Genomic DNA, 15152 nt, shown 5'->3' on the forward strand with positions numbered 1-15152 from the left:
ATGAAACACACACTGCTTGCCATCATCACCACCGCCGCCCTGCTCACCGGCTGCACCTCAACCGTCAGCAAAAACGTGCGCGCAGACGGCAGCGTCGGCGAACTCGTTTGGCCTACGCAAAAAGACAGCTGGCGCAAAGAACCGTTGCGCCTGCCGTCGCCGACGATTGCCGCCGTAAAAGTTGGTCTGGAACGCTCCAACGTCTTCACCCTGCTGGATGTACCGCATTTCAGCGAAATCCGGGGCGCACGCGAATGGAACTACATCCTGCAACGCCCGGAATACACTCCGGAAAACCGCGCGATTTGCCATCTGAAACTCATCTATGGGGATGACAACCGCGTCGCTGCCAAATACTGGTTGCCGGAAGACTGCGCCCGCGTCTATGACGCAGAGCAGGCACAACCCTTCCGTCTCGCAACCGATGCGCTGTTTGATTTCGACTCGGCGACACTCAAAGCCGACGCCACTGGCGCCTTGCAAGATGTGCTGCACAAACTTGATGCCGCTGACAAAACGGCGCGCATTACCGTGACTGGACATACCGACCGCCTCGGCAGCGATGCCTACAACCGCGACCTCTCGCGTCGGCGCGCCGAAGCCGTGCGTGATTACCTCGTTCGTGGCGGCATCGCGGCGAGCCGCATCCGCAGCGCCGGCCTGGGCAGTGCGCACCCGCTCAGTAACTGTCGTGACAGCCTGGGCAAAGCGGCGCTGATTGCCTGCTTGCAACCCGATCGCCGCGTGGAAATCACGGTTGGTACGGCGGGTGAATAAGCGGTATGCCGCAAGCGCAGTAAAAGGCGTAGGATAACGACGACTTCCCCAACCATAGAGAATTGACCATGAACCGCAAACATACCTTCCTTGCCGCAGTCCTCGCCCTTGCACTTAGCGGCTGCGGCATCAGCCACGGCGACCGCCTGAACTACGGCAACGTTAATGCCATCCAGCGCAACGTCACTACCGAAGCACAAATCCGCGCCATGTTCGGCGAGCCGGTTTCCGTACAAATCAACCAGAAACTGGGCGTCAAGAAACTGGTCTATGCCTACCGCAACGATGACAGCATCAAGAAAGGGGCAGCGGGTATTGGCGGTGCCATCCTCGGCGGCGTGCTCGGACACCAGATTGGTGGCGGCAGCGGCCAGGCGATTGCTACCAGTGTAGGTGCCGCCGCCGGCGGACTGCTTGGCGACAATGCCGTGACCGCGCGTCAGGAATCGCAAATGCTGGAAGTGGAAATCTCGCTCGCCACAGGCCGCGTCAGCGATTACAACTACACCGAGCAAAAAGGGCGCACGCAGAGCTGGGGCATCAGCGGTGGCGTCGCTCCCTTATAAAATCTCCGCTGCGCATTGCAGTCGCCAAATCCTCCCCCAGCGGGAGGATTTTTTATGGCCGCGTCCTGCGGACATGACAAAACCCGGTATTGACGCCGCTGGGCGGTAGTTCGATTTAGCCCGCCATGCCTTTTTGCGGGCGGCGAAAACCAGCCCTACGCAACTCCAAGATTTATCCCGCTTGGCGGGGCAGATTCCCCCAAGAAAAGGTTTTTATCCGGGTGTGTGCAGCAGCTGCCGTATTGCCGGAATGAACAGCAGCGCGAGCAGCAGCAGGATGGCTTTTTCGTAGGGACGCAGACGCGGGAAGTAGCCGAAGTAACGGGTCTGCGCGTAGAGAAAGAGGGCGACGCCGGGTACGTAAAGCAGTGCGGCAAGCAGCAGGTGTTCGATGCCCGCCGCGTAGAGTATCCACACTGCGTAGAGGGTGGCGAGCACGGCGGTTAGGCGGATACGCAGGGTGAGGCGTTCGCGCCAGGCGATTTGCAACAGGTAGGCACCGATGAGGAGGTAAGGCACGAGGATCATCGAGGTCGAGATTTTCAGCAGGGTGCTGTAGCTGTTGCTGGTCAGTTGTACGAGCAGCAGGCAAATCTGGATGGTCAGGCAGGAGAAAAGCAGCGAGTGATGCGGCACGCCGCGCGCGTTTTGTGCGAGGAGGGTTTTGGGGAAGGCGCCGTATTGGGCGCCGTAGTAGGGCACTTCCATCGAGTAGAGGATCCAGCTCAGGTAGGAGGCGAGCACGGAGACGATGAGGCAGAGGGTGATGATGATTTTCCCCGCCGTGCCCATCATCGCTTGCAGCACGCCTGCCATGGAGGGATTGGGCAGGGCGGCAATGTCGGCGCGCGACAGGATACCGAGGGCCAGTACGGTGATAGCAATGTAGAGAACCAGGGCGATGAGGATGCCGAGCACGGTGGCGAGGCCTACGTCGCTGCGCTTTTTCGCGTGCGCGGAGAGGATGGCCGCGCCTTCGACACCGGTGAAGACCCACAGGGTAATGAGCATGGTGCCCTTCACCTGGGTGAGGGTGGAGGTGCCCAGCGTCGCGCCGTTGAAATCGGTGTTGAAGGTCGCGCCATTGAAGTACCACAGGGCGAGGGCGATGAAGAGCAGCAGCGGGAAGACTTTGACGATGGTGGCGATGAGGTTCACCCCCGCCGCTTCTTTCACGCCACGCGAGGCGAGCCAATAGACCGCCCAGACGATGAGGGATTCGCCCATGAAGGCGTAGAAGGTGTTGCCCTGGCCGAAGATGATGCGCTCCGGTGTGTCGGTGAAGGTGCCGATGCCTTCAAAGGCGACAACGAGGTAGCCGGTCACGCCGATGGTGGCGCAGAGCCAGTAGCCCCAGGCGGAGAAGAAACCGACGAGTTCGCCGAAGCCGGCACGGGCGTAGGCGTAGATGCCGCCGTCAAGATCGGGGCGCAGGCGCGACAGGTACCAGAAGGAGAGGCCGAGGGCGATGATGCCGACGCCGGTGATGAGCCAGCCGATGAGAAGGGCTTCGGCACCCGCGACTTCCGCCATGTTCTGCGGCAGGCTGAAGATGCCGGAGCCGATCATGGAGCTGAGGACGAGGGCGGTAAGGGCGGTGAGGCCGATTTTTTGGGGTTGCATGGGGTTCCTTGGGGCGGGGTTAATCTGCAAAGTTCACGGGACGGCGTTGCGCCTTGCTGCGCGGCGGGATGTCGAGCTCGATATCCGCCAGCGCTTCTGCCAGTTCCGGCGGTGGCGTTAGCACTTCCAGTGCGGTTTGGGGCGCATCGTTCATGTGATGTCCTTAGGCCTTGGCCCAGGCGCGGAAACTTGTCGGGTTGCGCGAACTGAGGATGACTTTGCCGTTGCCGCTGAATTTGAGCACCACCGCTTCGCCGCTCGTCACGCTATTGACGAGGTTGCCGATGAGGCCGCGACTGTTACCGGTGGTTACCGAGATTTCGTAGTGCAGGCGGCTGTCCCAGGCGACGACGTGGCCGTTGTCGATGATGACCGGATTGTCCGCCGTGACATCCAGGGTGAAAAGGGTGCCGAAGCCGTTGACCACCAGTTGCCCTTCGCCCGCCGTCTGACCGATGAGGAAGCCGCCGGTGCCGGCAAAGAGCGCCGAGCCGATGTTCTGCATCCGCGCGGTGAGGGAGACACCGCTGGTCGCGGCGAGATAGGCGCCGTCGTTCAGGTTGTACTGGGTTTTGCCGATGTCGAGGATTTCCAGGTCGCCCGGCATGAGCGGGGCGAGCAGGCAGTCGCCGTCGCCGCGTTCGGCGCGGATGTGCTGCTGGAAGAAACTTTCACCGTTGGCGAGGCGGCGCACCAGCGCGCTCATGAAGCCGCCCTGCATTTTCCCGCGCAGTTCGAGGGTGTTGTCCATCATGACCATGGCGTCGCTTTCGCAGTAGATTTCTTCGCCACGGCGCAGGTGGACGTGCAGGAAGGGGTCTTGTTCTCCGGTGGGGGTAAAGATAGGCATGGGGGTTCCTTTATTTTTTGCCCGGATTGAAGGGGCTGAACGAGATTTCGAATTTGCTGTCCTTATCCGCGCCGCCAGGAATGAATTTATCGAAGATTTCGGCCTTGGCTTGCGGGTTGTCGCCGAGGACGCCTTGCAGGATGGCGAGGGCATTGACGGCTTTGTCTGGCGCGATGTCGTCCAGTTCCAATAGCAGTTGGTAGATGCGGGCGTAGTCTGCTTCGATCATCGCGTGGGTGATGGCGGAGACGAGAGTTTGTGCTTTTTGCGCGTTTTTCATGGGGCTTCCTTGGCTGATGCCGGTTTATGAACAGGGATGTGGATTTGCGCGGACGGCACGCAGGGCGCAAACGGCGAGGAGAAATCCGGCGAGGACATCCACGCCGTAATGGTAGCGCAGGTAGATGGTGGCGACGATGGTGCCGGCAGTGAGCGGGGCGCAGATGAGCGCCGCCGTGCGTTTGCCGTCGCGCCACAGGTAGGCGGTGATGTAGAGGGTGAGGGCGGTGTGCAGGCTGGGGAAGACGTCCATGCCGGTAACGCCGTCCTTGATGATGGCGATAAGCGGTGGCGCGATGATACCGCTTGCGCCGCCGTCGGGATGGGTGGTGAAGGCGGGACCGGCAGCGGGCAGAAGGAAATAACCAATAAAGCCCGTGCTGTAGAGGAAGATGAGACCGTTGAAATAGCGGCGCGCAGCCGGCGTTGCCCGCGTGTAGGCGTACCAGGCGACGCTGCCGAGGACGATGGCGTAGAAGCTGAAATAGCAGGCGGCGAGCAGGTCGGTGAGATGCGGGTGCGCTTCATAGCGGAAATAGGCGGGCAGAATGCGCCCGCCCCAAAGATGGCGGTCAATAGTGGCGAGCAGGGCGTCCGCATGCCAGGGAAGGAGATAGTAGTTGATGTCCTTCAGCAACGGGAAGGCAAGCCAGGTGAGGAGGAAAAGATTGCTGCCCGCCCAGTCACTGCGGCAGTGGTACGCCGTCCAGCCCCAGAGCAGGCAGCCGGCGGTGAGTAGCGGCAGGTTGCCGCTGTCGGCAGCGCGGAGAGTGGCACAGGCGGCAAGGACGAGGATGGCGGCAAGCAGGGCGAGGTGGAGATGGAAGAGGGTGCGGTTCATGGGCAGTCAATGCGGTTCGGTGCGGCGGAAGATGCCGAGGTAGCGCAGGGCGTAGAGGGTAAAGGCAGCGGCGATGCAGGCGGTGGGGATGGCGTAGATGGTGATGAGGTTCGGCAGCAGCAGGGCACCGAGGCAGCGGCTGATACCGCCCGCGAGGATGAGAGCAAGGGCGAGGCGGGTGTCCGGATAAAAGCGCAAGTCCAGACCGCTGTGGCGCATACCGGCGATACTCATAATGACCAGCACCATCGCCAGCATGGCACTGATGGCGAGTAGGTGCCGCGCCGGGCTGAAGAACGCGGGTAGGCCGAGCTGGGCGACGCCGAGCAGGGTGTAACCTGCGACCAGCGCCAGGCTGACGGCGTAATGGGCGCGGACGTAAGGCGCGCGCAGCAGCATGAGACAGTGCCATTCTTGCAGGCGGGCGGCGAAGGCAGCGGCGGTGGCAAGCGCCAGCCAGCCCTGGATGGGTTCGGCGGCACCGCAAGCGGCAACGGCGGCATAAAGGCCGAGGATGAGAGCGCTGATATTTTTGGTATAGGGATTGGGCAGGAAGGTCAGGGTGCTGTGGCCGCCGTCTTCCAGCGCCTGATTGCCGATAGCGCGACCAACGCGGAAGTTGACCAGCGCCACGGCGATGAGCATCACATCCACCATGCGGTGCAGGATGTCGCCTGTGGGCCGCAGACTGTAGGCAATGGCGCAGGTGGTGAGCAGGGTGAGGACGAGGATAAAACTGATGAGACGGCTGTTGCGGTTGCGGATGACGCGCAGCGCAGTGTAGGCGGTGAGGTAGAGCCAGAAGATGCCACTAGTCCAGGCGGCAAGCGTGGGGTAGGGCAGGGCGACGAGAATAGCGGCCCAGAGGACGAGCAGGATGGTGCTGTGATAGCGGCGCGGCGCAGGGTCATCCGTCCAGGCAGGCAGGGCGGTCATGAGGAAACCGACAAAGCCCGCCCCGGCGCAGAGGTTCAGGAAGGCAAAAGCGTGCCAATGCAGTGGATAAGCGGCGTGTGCGGGGGCGAGCAGCAGCGCCAGCCACGGCAGGAGGGCAACCCAGGCACCAAGACAGGCGAGCGGGAAGAAAAGGCGGAAGGGGTGTTCGCGGTTACGCAGGGTGAGGAGGGGCATAGTTACGGTACCTGTGGGCGGGTTTTCTGGTAATGCCCGCGTCCGAGGAAAGTGAGTTGTCCCCGGTCGCGCAGGGTTTGCAGCTGTTGGCGGATTTTCGCTTCGATGTTGCGGTTGTCGGGGTAGGCGCGTTGCAGCGCGGGCACGAAGCGGTAGCAGTCGGCGAGGGTAAAGCTATCCGGCAGTTCTTCGAGGCAGCGCATGACGGCGAGCAGCCAGGTTTTCTGCGGGGTTTCGTCGCGCAGGAAAAGGTGGACACGCCATTGTCGGCGCACGGTTTCGCGGTCAACGGGCTGCATCCGGTCGATGAGCAGGATTTTGCCGCTGGCGGGTAGTGGCGTGAGGTCAATGGTGCTGCCGATCCAGTCCCGGCGCTTGGCGCGGGCGGTGAGCGGCTTGCGCGGGCGGATGTGTTCTTCGGTGAGGTAGTGTTTGGGAATAAGGGTGAGTTGTTGCACGGCGTAATCGGCGGCGCGGTAGCTGAGGATGAGGAAATTGGGATTGTCGGCAGCGCGCAGGCGGGCAAGCAGGGTGTGGTAGGCACCGTTGGTGATGGTGTTTGGCGCATGGTTGCCCCGGTGGCTTTTCAGTTCGTAGTTTTCACGGCAGCTGGTGCAGTTGAAGTCGCGGGCGGGGCTGTTGTTGCTGGTTTTGATGAGCGGTGCGCCGCAGTTGATGCAGGAGACGTTCGTTTTCAGCCAGGCTTCGGAGAGGACGCGCACGATTTGCGCCCGGCTTTTGTAGCCTTGGGCGAGCTGCGGGTCAAAATAGAGGTTCATGTTCACGCCTGCTCGATATACACCGTCTGCTCGATGTGCTTGATGCGGTCGCGTAGGGCGGCGGCCTGTTCGAATTCGAGGTTCTTGGCGTGGGTGAGCATTTCTTTTTCGAGTTGTTTGATGAGTTTGGCGGCGGCCTTCGGGTCGGCGGGCATCGTTTCTTTGTCGCGCTCGCGGTGCGCTTTTTTGGCTTTGATGGCAACGTGTGCCCCTTCCATCACGTCGGTGATTTTTTTGCGGATGGTCTGCGGGGTGATGCCGTGCGCGGCGTTGTAGGCCTGCTGTTTTTCGCGGCGGCGGCTGGTTTCGTCCATCGCTGCCTGCATGGAGCGGGTGATGTGCGCCGCGTAGAGGATGGCTTTGCCTTTGGCGTTGCGCGCGGCGCGGCCGATGGTCTGGATGAGGGCGCGTTCGCCGCGCAGGAAGCCTTCTTTGTCGGCGTCGAAGATGGCGACCAGCGAGACTTCCGGCATGTCCAACCCTTCGCGTAGCAGGTTGATGCCGACCAGGACGTCGAAGGTGCCGAGGCGCAGGTCGCGGATGATTTCCATGCGTTCGACGGTGCCGACGTCCGAGTGGATGTAGCGCACGCGCACGTCGTGTTCCATCAGGTAGTCGGTAAGGTCTTCCGCCATTTTTTTGGTCAGCGTGGTGATGAGGACGCGTTCGTCAGCGGCGACGCGGGCGCGGATTTCGCCGAGCACGTCTTCAACCTGGCTTTCGACCGGACGGATTTCGACTTCGGGGTCGAGCAGGCCAGTCGGGCGCACGACTTGTTCGACGGTCTGGCCGCTGTGTTCGCGTTCGTAGTCGCCCGGTGTGGCCGAGATGTAGATGGTCTGCGGCGCAATGGCCTCAAATTCTTCAAAGCGCAGCGGGCGGTTATCGAGCGCGGATGGCAGGCGGAAACCGTAATCCACTAGGGTTTCTTTGCGCGAGCGGTCGCCCCGGTACATGCCGTTTAGCTGCGGGATGGTGACGTGGCTTTCGTCAATCATCAGCAGCGCGTCGGCGGGCAGGTAGTCGTGCAGGGTCGGTGGCGGTTCGCCCGCTTGCCGTCCGGAGAGGTAGCGCGAGTAGTTTTCGATGCCGGAGCAGTAGCCGAGTTCGTTCATCATTTCGAGGTCGAATCTTGTGCGCTGTTCGAGGCGCTGCGCTTCAACGAGTTTTTTCTGCTCGACAAGGGCGGCGACGCGCTCGCGCAGTTCTGCTTTGATGAGTTCGATGGAGGCGAGGATGTTGTCGCGCGGCGTGGCGTAGTGGGTTTTCGGGTAGATGGTCACGCGCGGCACGGGGTCGAGCATTTCGCCGGTGAGCGGGTCGAAGTAGCGGATGTTTTCAATGGTGTCGTCGAAGAGTTCGATGCGCACTGCGTACCAGTCGGATTCGGCGGGCATGATGTCGATGGTGTCGCCTTTGCTGCGGAAGGTGCCGCGCGCGAGCTGGATGTCGTTGCGTGTGTATTGCAGCTCGGCGAGGTGGGTGTGCACGTCGTGCGGGTCGATGCGTTCGCCTCTGGAGAGGTGCAGGCGCATTTGCCGGTACTGGCTGGGGTCGCCGAGGCCGTAGATGGAGGAGACGGAGGCGACAATGATGGTGTCGCGCCGCTCCAGGATGGCTTTGGTGGCGGAAAGGCGCATCTGTTCGATGTGTTCGTTGATGGAGGCGTCTTTTTCGATGAAGGTGTCCGAAGCGGGGACGTAGGCTTCCGGCTGGTAGTAGTCGTAGTAGGAAACGAAGTATTCGACGGCGTTATGCGGGAAGAATTCGCGCATTTCGCCGTAAAGCTGGGCAGCGAGGGTTTTGTTTGGCGCGAGGATGAGCGCGGGGCGCTGCGCACGGGCGATGACGTTCGCCATGGTGAAGGTTTTGCCGGAGCCGGTCACGCCGAGCAGGGTCTGCTTGGCGAGGCCGTCTTCCAGCCCTTCGAGGAGTTGGGCGATGGCGGTCGGCTGGTCGCCGGAGGGCTGATAATTGCTGACGAGTTGGAAAAGGTCGCCGCTGGCGGCGGGTTTGGGGTCGCGCATGGTATGGGGCAGGGAAGGGGACAGGCGGGGATTATAGTGACTTCAAATAGAAACGATACGGTGTTGGCGCGACTCGCCGTACTATTTGTACTGTCTTCGCCGCGCCGCCTTGTCTCCTTTCTATTTGAAGCCACTATATACGACGGGGCTATGTGTGGAGCGGCAAGCGGCGTCGTTACTGGCCCCGCCAAGCGGCGTGGTTGCCGGGTCCAACCCGGGCAGGTTGATTTTTCCTAACCGAATAAATCGGCATGGCTACCGGTGCGCGACAAGATCAGCGCCCCATCATCTACACGGTAGAGCAGTAGCCAATCCGGCTCAATATGGGCATCACGCCAATCCTGCCAGTCCCCACCAAGTGGATGATCGTGATAGTGAATGGGGAGTGGCTGTTCTTCCAGTAGCAGCACAATCAATGTTTTCAGTTTTTCCATGTTTTTGCCGCGCTTTTGGCAGCGTTTGATGTCGCGCTCAAATTGTTTTGTGCGTAGCGGTCGCAGCGGCATTAAATCCCCAGCTTTTTGAACAGGTCCTCGGCATTTTCTGCCGCAAGCAATTCTTCGCCGCGTTCGGCTTTGGTCAGGGTTTCTGCTGTTAATGGGTTGGGGGTCTCCGGCAATGTTGCCTTGCGTTTGCGTGGGCGCGTTTTGTCATGCACGAAGTGTAGTAAATCCGTCATATGGGTTCTCCGGGTGGTTTCTGAAGGGTGATTGTAGTCCAAAACGGTATGTCTTCCAGGCAGTCAGTGCGCCTCATCCCAGTTGGCGCCGAGGCCGGTATCAACGATGAGCGGGATGCTCAGTTGTGCGGCGTTTTCCATCAGTGTCTTGATTTGCGGGATGAGGGTGGCGGTGCTTTCCGGCGCGATTTCAAAGACGAGTTCGTCATGCACCTGCATGATCAGGTGCAGGTCGTCCCTGCTGCCGAGAGCCCGGTCGAGGTCGAGCATGGCGCGCTTGATGATGTCGGCAGCGCTGCCCTGCATCGGCGCGTTGATGGCGAGGCGTTCGCTGGCCTGCCGCCGCTGCGGGTTTTTGCTGTTGATGTCCGGCAGGTAGAGGCGCCGCCCCAGGAGGGTTTCGACGTAGCCCTGACGGCGCGCGGTTTCGCGCGTCGTTTCCATGTAGTCGCGCACTTTCGGGTAGCGCGCGAAGTAGGTGTCGATGTAGTCCGCCGCCTGGCCGCGCGGGATGTTGAGCTGGCGGGCGAGGCCGAAGGCGCTCATGCCGTAGATGAGGCCGAAGTTGATCGCTTTGGCGTCGCGGCGCTGTTCGCGGCTGACGGCTTCCGGCGCGACGCCAAAGATTTCGGCAGCGGTGGCGCGGTGGATGTCGTCGCCTCTGGCGAAGGCGGCGAGCAGGCCGGGGTCGGCGGAGAGGTGCGCCATGATGCGCAGTTCGATTTGTGAGTAGTCGGCGGCCAGTATTTGCATGCCGTCGGCGGCGATGAAGGCCTGGCGGATGCGGCGGCCTTCGTCGCTGCGCGCCGGGATGTTTTGCAGGTTGGGGTCGCTCGATGAGAGGCGGCCAGTGCTGGTGACGGCCTGGTGGTAGCTGGTGTGGATGCGCCCCGTCTGCGGGTTCACCAGTTCGGGCAGGCGGTCGGTGTAGGTGCTTTTCAGTTTGGCGAGGCTGCGGTGTTCGAGGATGAGACGCGGCAGTTCGGCGCCGTGGGTTTCGGCGAGTTCGGCCAGGGTTTCTTCGTCGGTGCTGGGCTGGCCTTTCGGGGTTTTGCGGATGATGGGCAGGTTTTGTTGTTCGTAGAGGATTTTTTGTAGTTGTTTGGGTGAGCCGAGGTTGAAGGCTTCGCCCGCGAGGTCGTGCGCCTGTTGTTCGAGGGTGGCGAGGCGGTCGCTGATTTCGGCGCTGTGAGCGGCAAGTGCAGCAGGGTTGATGCGCACGCCGCGTTCTTCGATGCGGTAGAGCTGTTCGGCCAGCGGCAGTTCGAGGTCGCGGTAGAGGGCTTCAAGGCGCGGCACGGCGGCGAGTTTGGGCGCAAGGTGTTCTTTCAGGCGCAGGGTGATGTCGGCGTCTTCGCAGGCGTAGTCGCTGGCGGCTTCCAGCGGGATTTGGTCGATGGTGAGTTGTTTGGCGCCTTTGCCGACGAGGTCTTCGTAGGGGGTGGTTTTGTGGTTGAGGTAGTAGTCGGCGAGATCGTCGAGGTTGTGGCGGGTGGCGGTGCTGTTGATGGTGTAGCTCATCAGCATGGTGTCGTCCGTGATGCCGCGCAGGGTGATGCCGGCGTGGGCGAGGATGTGGCGGTCGTATTTGTGGTGCTGGCCGGTTTTGGCGATGGCGGGGTTTTCGAGGATGGGTTTGAGGCGGGCGAGGGTGGTGTCCCAGGGCAGGTTGGGCGTGAGTTGGTGCGCGAGCGGCAGGTAGTAGGCTTCGCCCGCCTGCACGGCGATGCTGATGCCGACGAGGCGGGCGCGCATGTAGTCGAGGCTGTCGGTTTCGGTGTCGAGCGCGAAGCCGTCTGCGAGTTGCGGCAGGAGGGCGTCCAGCTCTGCCAGGGTGGTGATGGCGCGGTAGTGGGTGGCGACGGGTGCGGGCGGCGCGGCGGGCGCGCTGTGGCTGAGGTATTGGGCTTTGATGCTGGCGAGTTCGTAGGTGTCGCAGAGGGCGGCGAGTTTGTCCGGCTGGCGCGGTTGCAGGGCGAGGTCGGCGATGGTGGTGCCGAGTTCGAGCCGGGTGTTGATGGTGGCGAGTTCACGCGCGAGGTGCAGGGTGGGGATGCCGGCGCGCAGGTTGTCGCCGATTTTGCCGGGGATTTTGCTGGCGTGGTCGATGAGGTTGTCGATGTTGCCGTATTCGGCCAGCCATTTGGCGGCGGTTTTCGGCCCGACTTTGGGCACGCCGGGGATGTTGTCGGCACTGTCGCCGACGAGGGCGAGGTAGTCGATGACCTGGTCGGCGCGCAGGACATCGACTTTGAAGCGCGCTGCCACGTCATCGGCGGTGGTGATGGCGTTTTTCATGGTGTCGAGCAGGGTGATGTCGGCGTGAACCAGGAGTTGCGCCATGTCTTTGTCGCCGCTTGATATGACGACCTGGTAGTGCTGGGCCAGCGCCTGCATGGCGAGGGTGCCGATGACGTCGTCCGCTTCGACACCGTCTTCGATGATAAGCGGGAAGCCGAGTGCTTCGATGAGGCGGTGCAGCGGTTCGATTTGCGCGCGCAGGTCGTCCGGCATCGGCGGGCGATGCGCTTTGTAGGCGGGGTAGAGGTCGTGGCGGAAGGTTTTGCCCTGGGCGTCGAAGACGACGCCGATGTAAGCGGGTTGGTGGTCGTCGTAGAGTTTGGCCAGCATTTTGACGACGCCATGCAGGGCACCGGTGGGGTGGCCGTCGCGGGTGGTGAGCGGCGGCAGGCCGTGGAAGGCGCGGAAGAGGTAGGACGAGCCGTCCACGAGGACGACGAGATGGTTGGGATCGGGGTGTTGCATGGGTGTCCTTGGATGAAATACCAATGCCAGACATTCGCTGAGCAGGCGGCGCGCCAACAGAGTCAGATGATGTCAGGATTGGTATGGATAGGGCTTTGCGGCACAATGCGCGCTTTCTCCGGTGCGCGGTATTGTGCGGCGCAGCGGTTTTTTGTCAATTTTTAGAGGGACTATTTATGGCTAAACGTCGTCCACCGAAGGATGTGCATGCGAATGGACAGAACATGGAAGGGGAAGCATGGCGGATATTCCGCATCGTGTCGGAATTTGTGGAAGGTTTTGCGCGGCTTGCGGTGATTCCGCCGTCGGTGAGTATTTTTGGCTCGGCGCGTATCCCGCCGGAGCATCCGGTCTATCAGCAGACGCAGGACATCGCCAAACGTCTGTCGGATGCGGGGTTTTCCGTGGTTTCCGGCGGCGGCCCCGGCGTGATGGAAGCGGCGAACAAGGGCGCGTATGCGGGCGAGAAGGGGCTGTCGGTGGGGGTAAATATCGTGCTGCCGCATGAGCAGTCGTCAAACGAGTTTCAGGATATTTCGCTGCTGTTCAGCCATTTTTTTGCGCGCAAGGTGATGTTCGTGCGCTATGCCAACGCTTATGTGGTGATGCCGGGCGGCTTCGGCACGCTCGATGAGCTAGCGGAGATCCTGGTGCTGATTCAGACGGGGAAATCGCGCAAGATTCCGGTGATTCTCGTCGGCAGCGATTTCTGGCGCGGGCTGCTCGCCTGGATGGAAACGACGATGGTCGCCGGCGGGCTGATTACCGCCGAGGATATGGCGCTGGTGTCACTGGTCGATGACACGGAGGCGGTGATTCAGGTCATCCGCGATTTTTATGCGGATCGCGAGTTTGCCCCCAGTGCGGAGGAGGAGCATTTGTTGCGGCATTTGTGATGCCCTTGCGAAAGCCCGCTACGGCGGGCTTTTTTGTGGGCGGCGAAAGCGAGGGGTTTCCCCGCTTGACGAGCCCAGTGTTTATCCCGCTTGGCGGAACCGAAACCCATATCCCGCACATATAGTTAAACATCTAAAAAATCGTAACGGCGTTGCGTCGCCTTGCCGTACTACCTGTACTGTCTGCGGCGACGCGCCTTGTTACGCTTTTTTATCTATCCAACTATAAAAAAGCTGCCCGCAGGCAGCTTTGGCTATGGCAAAGGGGAATCAGATATTGACGCCGTAATTCTTAGCCAGCGGGCCGAGGCCGCCCTTGAAACCCTGACCGATGGCCTTGAATTTCCACTCACCGTTGTGGCGGTAGATTTCGCCGAAGATCATCGCGGTTTCGACCGAGGCATCTTCAGAGAGGTCGAAGCGGGCAACTTCGGTGTTGTTGTCCTGGTTGACGCAACGGATGAAGGCGCTGGATACCTGGCCGAAGTTCTGGCCGCGCGCTTCGGCGTCGTGGATGGTAACGGCGATGGCGATTTTTTCGACATCTGCCGGGACTTTGTTCAGCTCAACGATGATGGCTTCATCGTCGCCTTCGCCTTCACCGGTGCGGTTGTCGCCGGTGTGAGCGACACTGCCGTCGGCAGATTTTGGCTGGTTGTAGAAGATGAAATCGGCGTCACTACGGACTTTGCCGTCGGCACCGAGGAGGAAGGCGCTGCCGTCCAGATCGAAATCGGCGCCGTCGGTGGCGCGTACGTCCCAGCCGAGTCCGATGAGCATTTTTTGCATGCCGGGGGCTTCTTTGCTCAGGCTGACGTTACCGCCTTTTTGCAGGCTGATGGCCATAAGGGTTCTCCTGTGAATTGAGGGGAAATGGGGGTGCAGCGGGGCTGCGCGGGCGATTATATAAGAAACCCCGCCGATGGCGGGGCTTCTGTGGGGTTATTGGCGTTTGCCGCCAAAGCCGCCCCACACGGTGCTGCCGTCCTGGTCGATGTGGCTGTAAGAGCCGAAGATTTCTTCAGCCAACGGCCCGGCAAAATTACCGCCAATGACGGTTTTTTTCTCGTCGGCGCCGAGGAAGCCGTTGCCGTTGATGTGGGCGTCGGTGATGCTGCCGCTGTGTGACGGGGTTTTGACGCTAAGGTCGAGGGTGCCCTTGGCGAAGTCGGCGCGGGCGTTCATCGTGCCGGTCTCGGTGCGCAGGTACTGTTCGTCCTTGTTGTGGAAGTTCAGGATACTGTCGCCGCTGTAAGTGGCGCTGCCGCCGCCCGGCATTTGCGTGGTTTCGTTGCCGCGCGCGAAAAACAGGCGTTCATCATTCTGGTCAAAGTTAAAGTTGCCGAACTGGATGTAACGGTAGCTGTTGTCGCTGACCTGGAAGCTGTTGTAGGACAGGTCTTCTTTGCCGTTGATATTGTTGAAGATGAGCAGGCCACCTTTGTGCTCGCTGGCTGCGAAGGTGGGCAGTTTGATCTGGCCAACGCTGAGGTTACTTTGGTCACGGATATTGCGGGCAACGGGGGTGCTCAGGATCCCGGTCGTCAAGGTGTAGGTGGCGCCGGTCAGTTCGCCGCTACGGGGAGCGATGGTCAGCGCGCTGTTGTTTGATGGTGGGTTCTGGCCGTTATTGTCAGGGTTTTGCTGGGGGGTATTGTCAGCGGTGTTGTCTGTTTGTCCGTTATCCGCCGGGGTGTTGTTTGAGGAAGTATTGCCCGTTTGTCCACTGTTGTCTTGTTGGGTGATGGGGGTGTTGCTGTCATGCGGGCTGCTGGGGCGTTGCTGGCTGTCGGTGGGCTGGATGGCAGCGCTGTCGTTGTCGCTGCTGCTGCCGCCGCAGGCAGTGAGCAGGGCGATGGTGAGAGTGGCGAGAATGGCCTGATTTTTCATGGGGGTCCTTCATGGTCTGTGTGAAAAGGGCGCGCATTGTATAGTCGT

16 protein-coding genes are annotated in these 15152 nt (G+C 61.2%); 3 read left to right on the forward strand and 13 right to left on the reverse strand.

Annotation, left to right across the window (positions count from 1 at the left end; translation table 11 throughout):
• Entirely contained in the window at positions 1 to 777 is a 777-nt protein-coding gene (locus tag LG374_RS07675) for an OmpA family protein (RefSeq protein ID WP_225757138.1), read from the forward strand.
• A gap of 68 nt (positions 778 to 845) precedes the next feature.
• Positions 846 to 1343, forward strand: a complete 498-nt coding sequence (locus LG374_RS07680) for a glycine zipper 2TM domain-containing protein (protein WP_225757139.1) — start codon at positions 846 to 848, stop codon at positions 1341 to 1343.
• A 213-nt stretch (positions 1344 to 1556) separates the two neighbouring features.
• Here LG374_RS07680 and LG374_RS07685 read toward each other — a convergent pair whose 3' ends face one another.
• The 11 genes from LG374_RS07685 to polA form a co-directional block, all read right to left on the reverse strand.
• Positions 1557 to 2966, reverse strand: coding sequence for a basic amino acid/polyamine antiporter (locus LG374_RS07685; RefSeq protein WP_225757140.1), 1410 nt, complete (start codon positions 2964 to 2966; stop codon positions 1557 to 1559).
• Between the two features lie 19 nt (positions 2967 to 2985).
• Positions 2986 to 3120 (reverse strand): hypothetical protein, encoded by a 135-nt coding sequence (locus tag LG374_RS12425; protein WP_255594455.1) that lies wholly within the window; start codon positions 3118 to 3120, stop codon positions 2986 to 2988.
• A gap of 9 nt (positions 3121 to 3129) precedes the next feature.
• Positions 3130 to 3816: a TIGR00266 family protein gene (locus tag LG374_RS07690; RefSeq protein ID WP_225757141.1), complete on the reverse strand. Its 687-nt coding sequence runs from the start codon at positions 3814 to 3816 to the stop codon at positions 3130 to 3132.
• Positions 3817 to 3826: 10 nt separating this feature from the next.
• Positions 3827 to 4096 (reverse strand): hypothetical protein, encoded by a 270-nt coding sequence (locus tag LG374_RS07695; RefSeq protein WP_225757142.1) that lies wholly within the window; start codon positions 4094 to 4096, stop codon positions 3827 to 3829.
• Positions 4097 to 4120: 24 nt separating this feature from the next.
• On the reverse strand, positions 4121 to 4936 hold the full coding sequence (locus LG374_RS07700; RefSeq protein ID WP_225757143.1) for a phosphatase PAP2 family protein: 816 nt from the start codon (positions 4934 to 4936) through the stop codon (positions 4121 to 4123).
• A 6-nt stretch (positions 4937 to 4942) separates the two neighbouring features.
• Positions 4943 to 6067 (reverse strand): NnrS family protein, encoded by a 1125-nt coding sequence (locus tag LG374_RS07705; protein WP_225757144.1) that lies wholly within the window; start codon positions 6065 to 6067, stop codon positions 4943 to 4945.
• A gap of 2 nt (positions 6068 to 6069) precedes the next feature.
• A complete protein-coding gene (locus LG374_RS07710) occupies positions 6070 to 6846 on the reverse strand; it encodes a DpnI domain-containing protein (RefSeq protein WP_225757145.1) in 777 nt (258 codons plus the stop codon).
• A 2-nt stretch (positions 6847 to 6848) separates the two neighbouring features.
• A complete protein-coding gene (uvrB, locus tag LG374_RS07715) occupies positions 6849 to 8873 on the reverse strand; it encodes an excinuclease ABC subunit UvrB (protein WP_225757146.1) in 2025 nt (674 codons plus the stop codon).
• A gap of 233 nt (positions 8874 to 9106) precedes the next feature.
• Complete coding sequence (locus LG374_RS07720) at positions 9107 to 9379, reverse strand: type II toxin-antitoxin system YafQ family toxin (RefSeq protein ID WP_225757147.1); 273 nt, start codon at positions 9377 to 9379, stop codon at positions 9107 to 9109.
• Positions 9379 to 9552 carry a hypothetical protein gene (locus tag LG374_RS07725; protein ID WP_225757148.1) on the reverse strand — a complete coding sequence of 58 codons (174 nt, stop codon included), beginning with the start codon at positions 9550 to 9552 and terminating at the stop codon, positions 9379 to 9381. The genes LG374_RS07720 and LG374_RS07725 overlap by 1 nt, the downstream gene beginning before the upstream one ends.
• Before the next feature lie 63 nt (positions 9553 to 9615).
• Positions 9616 to 12318: a DNA polymerase I gene (gene polA / locus LG374_RS07730; RefSeq protein ID WP_225757149.1), complete on the reverse strand. Its 2703-nt coding sequence runs from the start codon at positions 12316 to 12318 to the stop codon at positions 9616 to 9618.
• Between the two features lie 176 nt (positions 12319 to 12494).
• On the opposite strand from polA, the gene LG374_RS07735 reads away from it, so the two are divergent.
• The gene (locus tag LG374_RS07735; protein WP_225757150.1) at positions 12495 to 13214 is read left to right on the forward strand and encodes a TIGR00730 family Rossman fold protein; all 720 of its coding nucleotides are present in this window, start codon (positions 12495 to 12497) and stop codon (positions 13212 to 13214) included.
• A 270-nt stretch (positions 13215 to 13484) separates the two neighbouring features.
• Here LG374_RS07735 and LG374_RS07740 read toward each other — a convergent pair whose 3' ends face one another.
• Positions 13485 to 14060 (reverse strand): TerD family protein, encoded by a 576-nt coding sequence (locus LG374_RS07740; RefSeq protein ID WP_225757151.1) that lies wholly within the window; start codon positions 14058 to 14060, stop codon positions 13485 to 13487.
• A 96-nt stretch (positions 14061 to 14156) separates the two neighbouring features.
• The gene (locus LG374_RS07745) at positions 14157 to 15104 is read right to left on the reverse strand and encodes a transferrin-binding protein-like solute binding protein (RefSeq protein WP_225757152.1); all 948 of its coding nucleotides are present in this window, start codon (positions 15102 to 15104) and stop codon (positions 14157 to 14159) included.
• Positions 15105 to 15152 lie beyond the last annotated feature (48 nt).

It is taken from the genome of Cardiobacterium sp. Marseille-Q4385 (assembly GCF_916618745.1).
In the GTDB taxonomy this organism is placed as follows: Bacteria; Pseudomonadota; Gammaproteobacteria; order Cardiobacteriales; family Cardiobacteriaceae; genus Cardiobacterium.

Coding starts and splice junctions, on each gene's coding strand:
- LG374_RS07675 (WP_225757138.1), top strand. CDS start 1: ATGAAACACACACTGCTTGCCATCATCACCACCGCCGCCCTGCTCACC.
- LG374_RS07680 (WP_225757139.1), top strand. CDS start 846: ATGAACCGCAAACATACCTTCCTTGCCGCAGTCCTCGCCCTTGCACTT.
- LG374_RS07685 (WP_225757140.1), bottom strand. CDS start 2,966: ATGCAACCCCAAAAAATCGGCCTCACCGCCCTTACCGCCCTCGTCCTC.
- LG374_RS12425 (WP_255594455.1), bottom strand. CDS start 3,120: ATGAACGATGCGCCCCAAACCGCACTGGAAGTGCTAACGCCACCGCCG.
- LG374_RS07690 (WP_225757141.1), bottom strand. CDS start 3,816: ATGCCTATCTTTACCCCCACCGGAGAACAAGACCCCTTCCTGCACGTC.
- LG374_RS07695 (WP_225757142.1), bottom strand. CDS start 4,096: ATGAAAAACGCGCAAAAAGCACAAACTCTCGTCTCCGCCATCACCCAC.
- LG374_RS07700 (WP_225757143.1), bottom strand. CDS start 4,936: ATGAACCGCACCCTCTTCCATCTCCACCTCGCCCTGCTTGCCGCCATC.
- LG374_RS07705 (WP_225757144.1), bottom strand. CDS start 6,067: ATGCCCCTCCTCACCCTGCGTAACCGCGAACACCCCTTCCGCCTTTTC.
- LG374_RS07710 (WP_225757145.1), bottom strand. CDS start 6,846: ATGAACCTCTATTTTGACCCGCAGCTCGCCCAAGGCTACAAAAGCCGG.
- uvrB (WP_225757146.1), bottom strand. CDS start 8,873: ATGCGCGACCCCAAACCCGCCGCCAGCGGCGACCTTTTCCAACTCGTC.
- LG374_RS07720 (WP_225757147.1), bottom strand. CDS start 9,379: ATGCCGCTGCGACCGCTACGCACAAAACAATTTGAGCGCGACATCAAA.
- LG374_RS07725 (WP_225757148.1), bottom strand. CDS start 9,552: ATGACGGATTTACTACACTTCGTGCATGACAAAACGCGCCCACGCAAA.
- polA (WP_225757149.1), bottom strand. CDS start 12,318: ATGCAACACCCCGATCCCAACCATCTCGTCGTCCTCGTGGACGGCTCG.
- LG374_RS07735 (WP_225757150.1), top strand. CDS start 12,495: ATGGCTAAACGTCGTCCACCGAAGGATGTGCATGCGAATGGACAGAAC.
- LG374_RS07740 (WP_225757151.1), bottom strand. CDS start 14,060: ATGGCCATCAGCCTGCAAAAAGGCGGTAACGTCAGCCTGAGCAAAGAA.
- LG374_RS07745 (WP_225757152.1), bottom strand. CDS start 15,104: ATGAAAAATCAGGCCATTCTCGCCACTCTCACCATCGCCCTGCTCACT.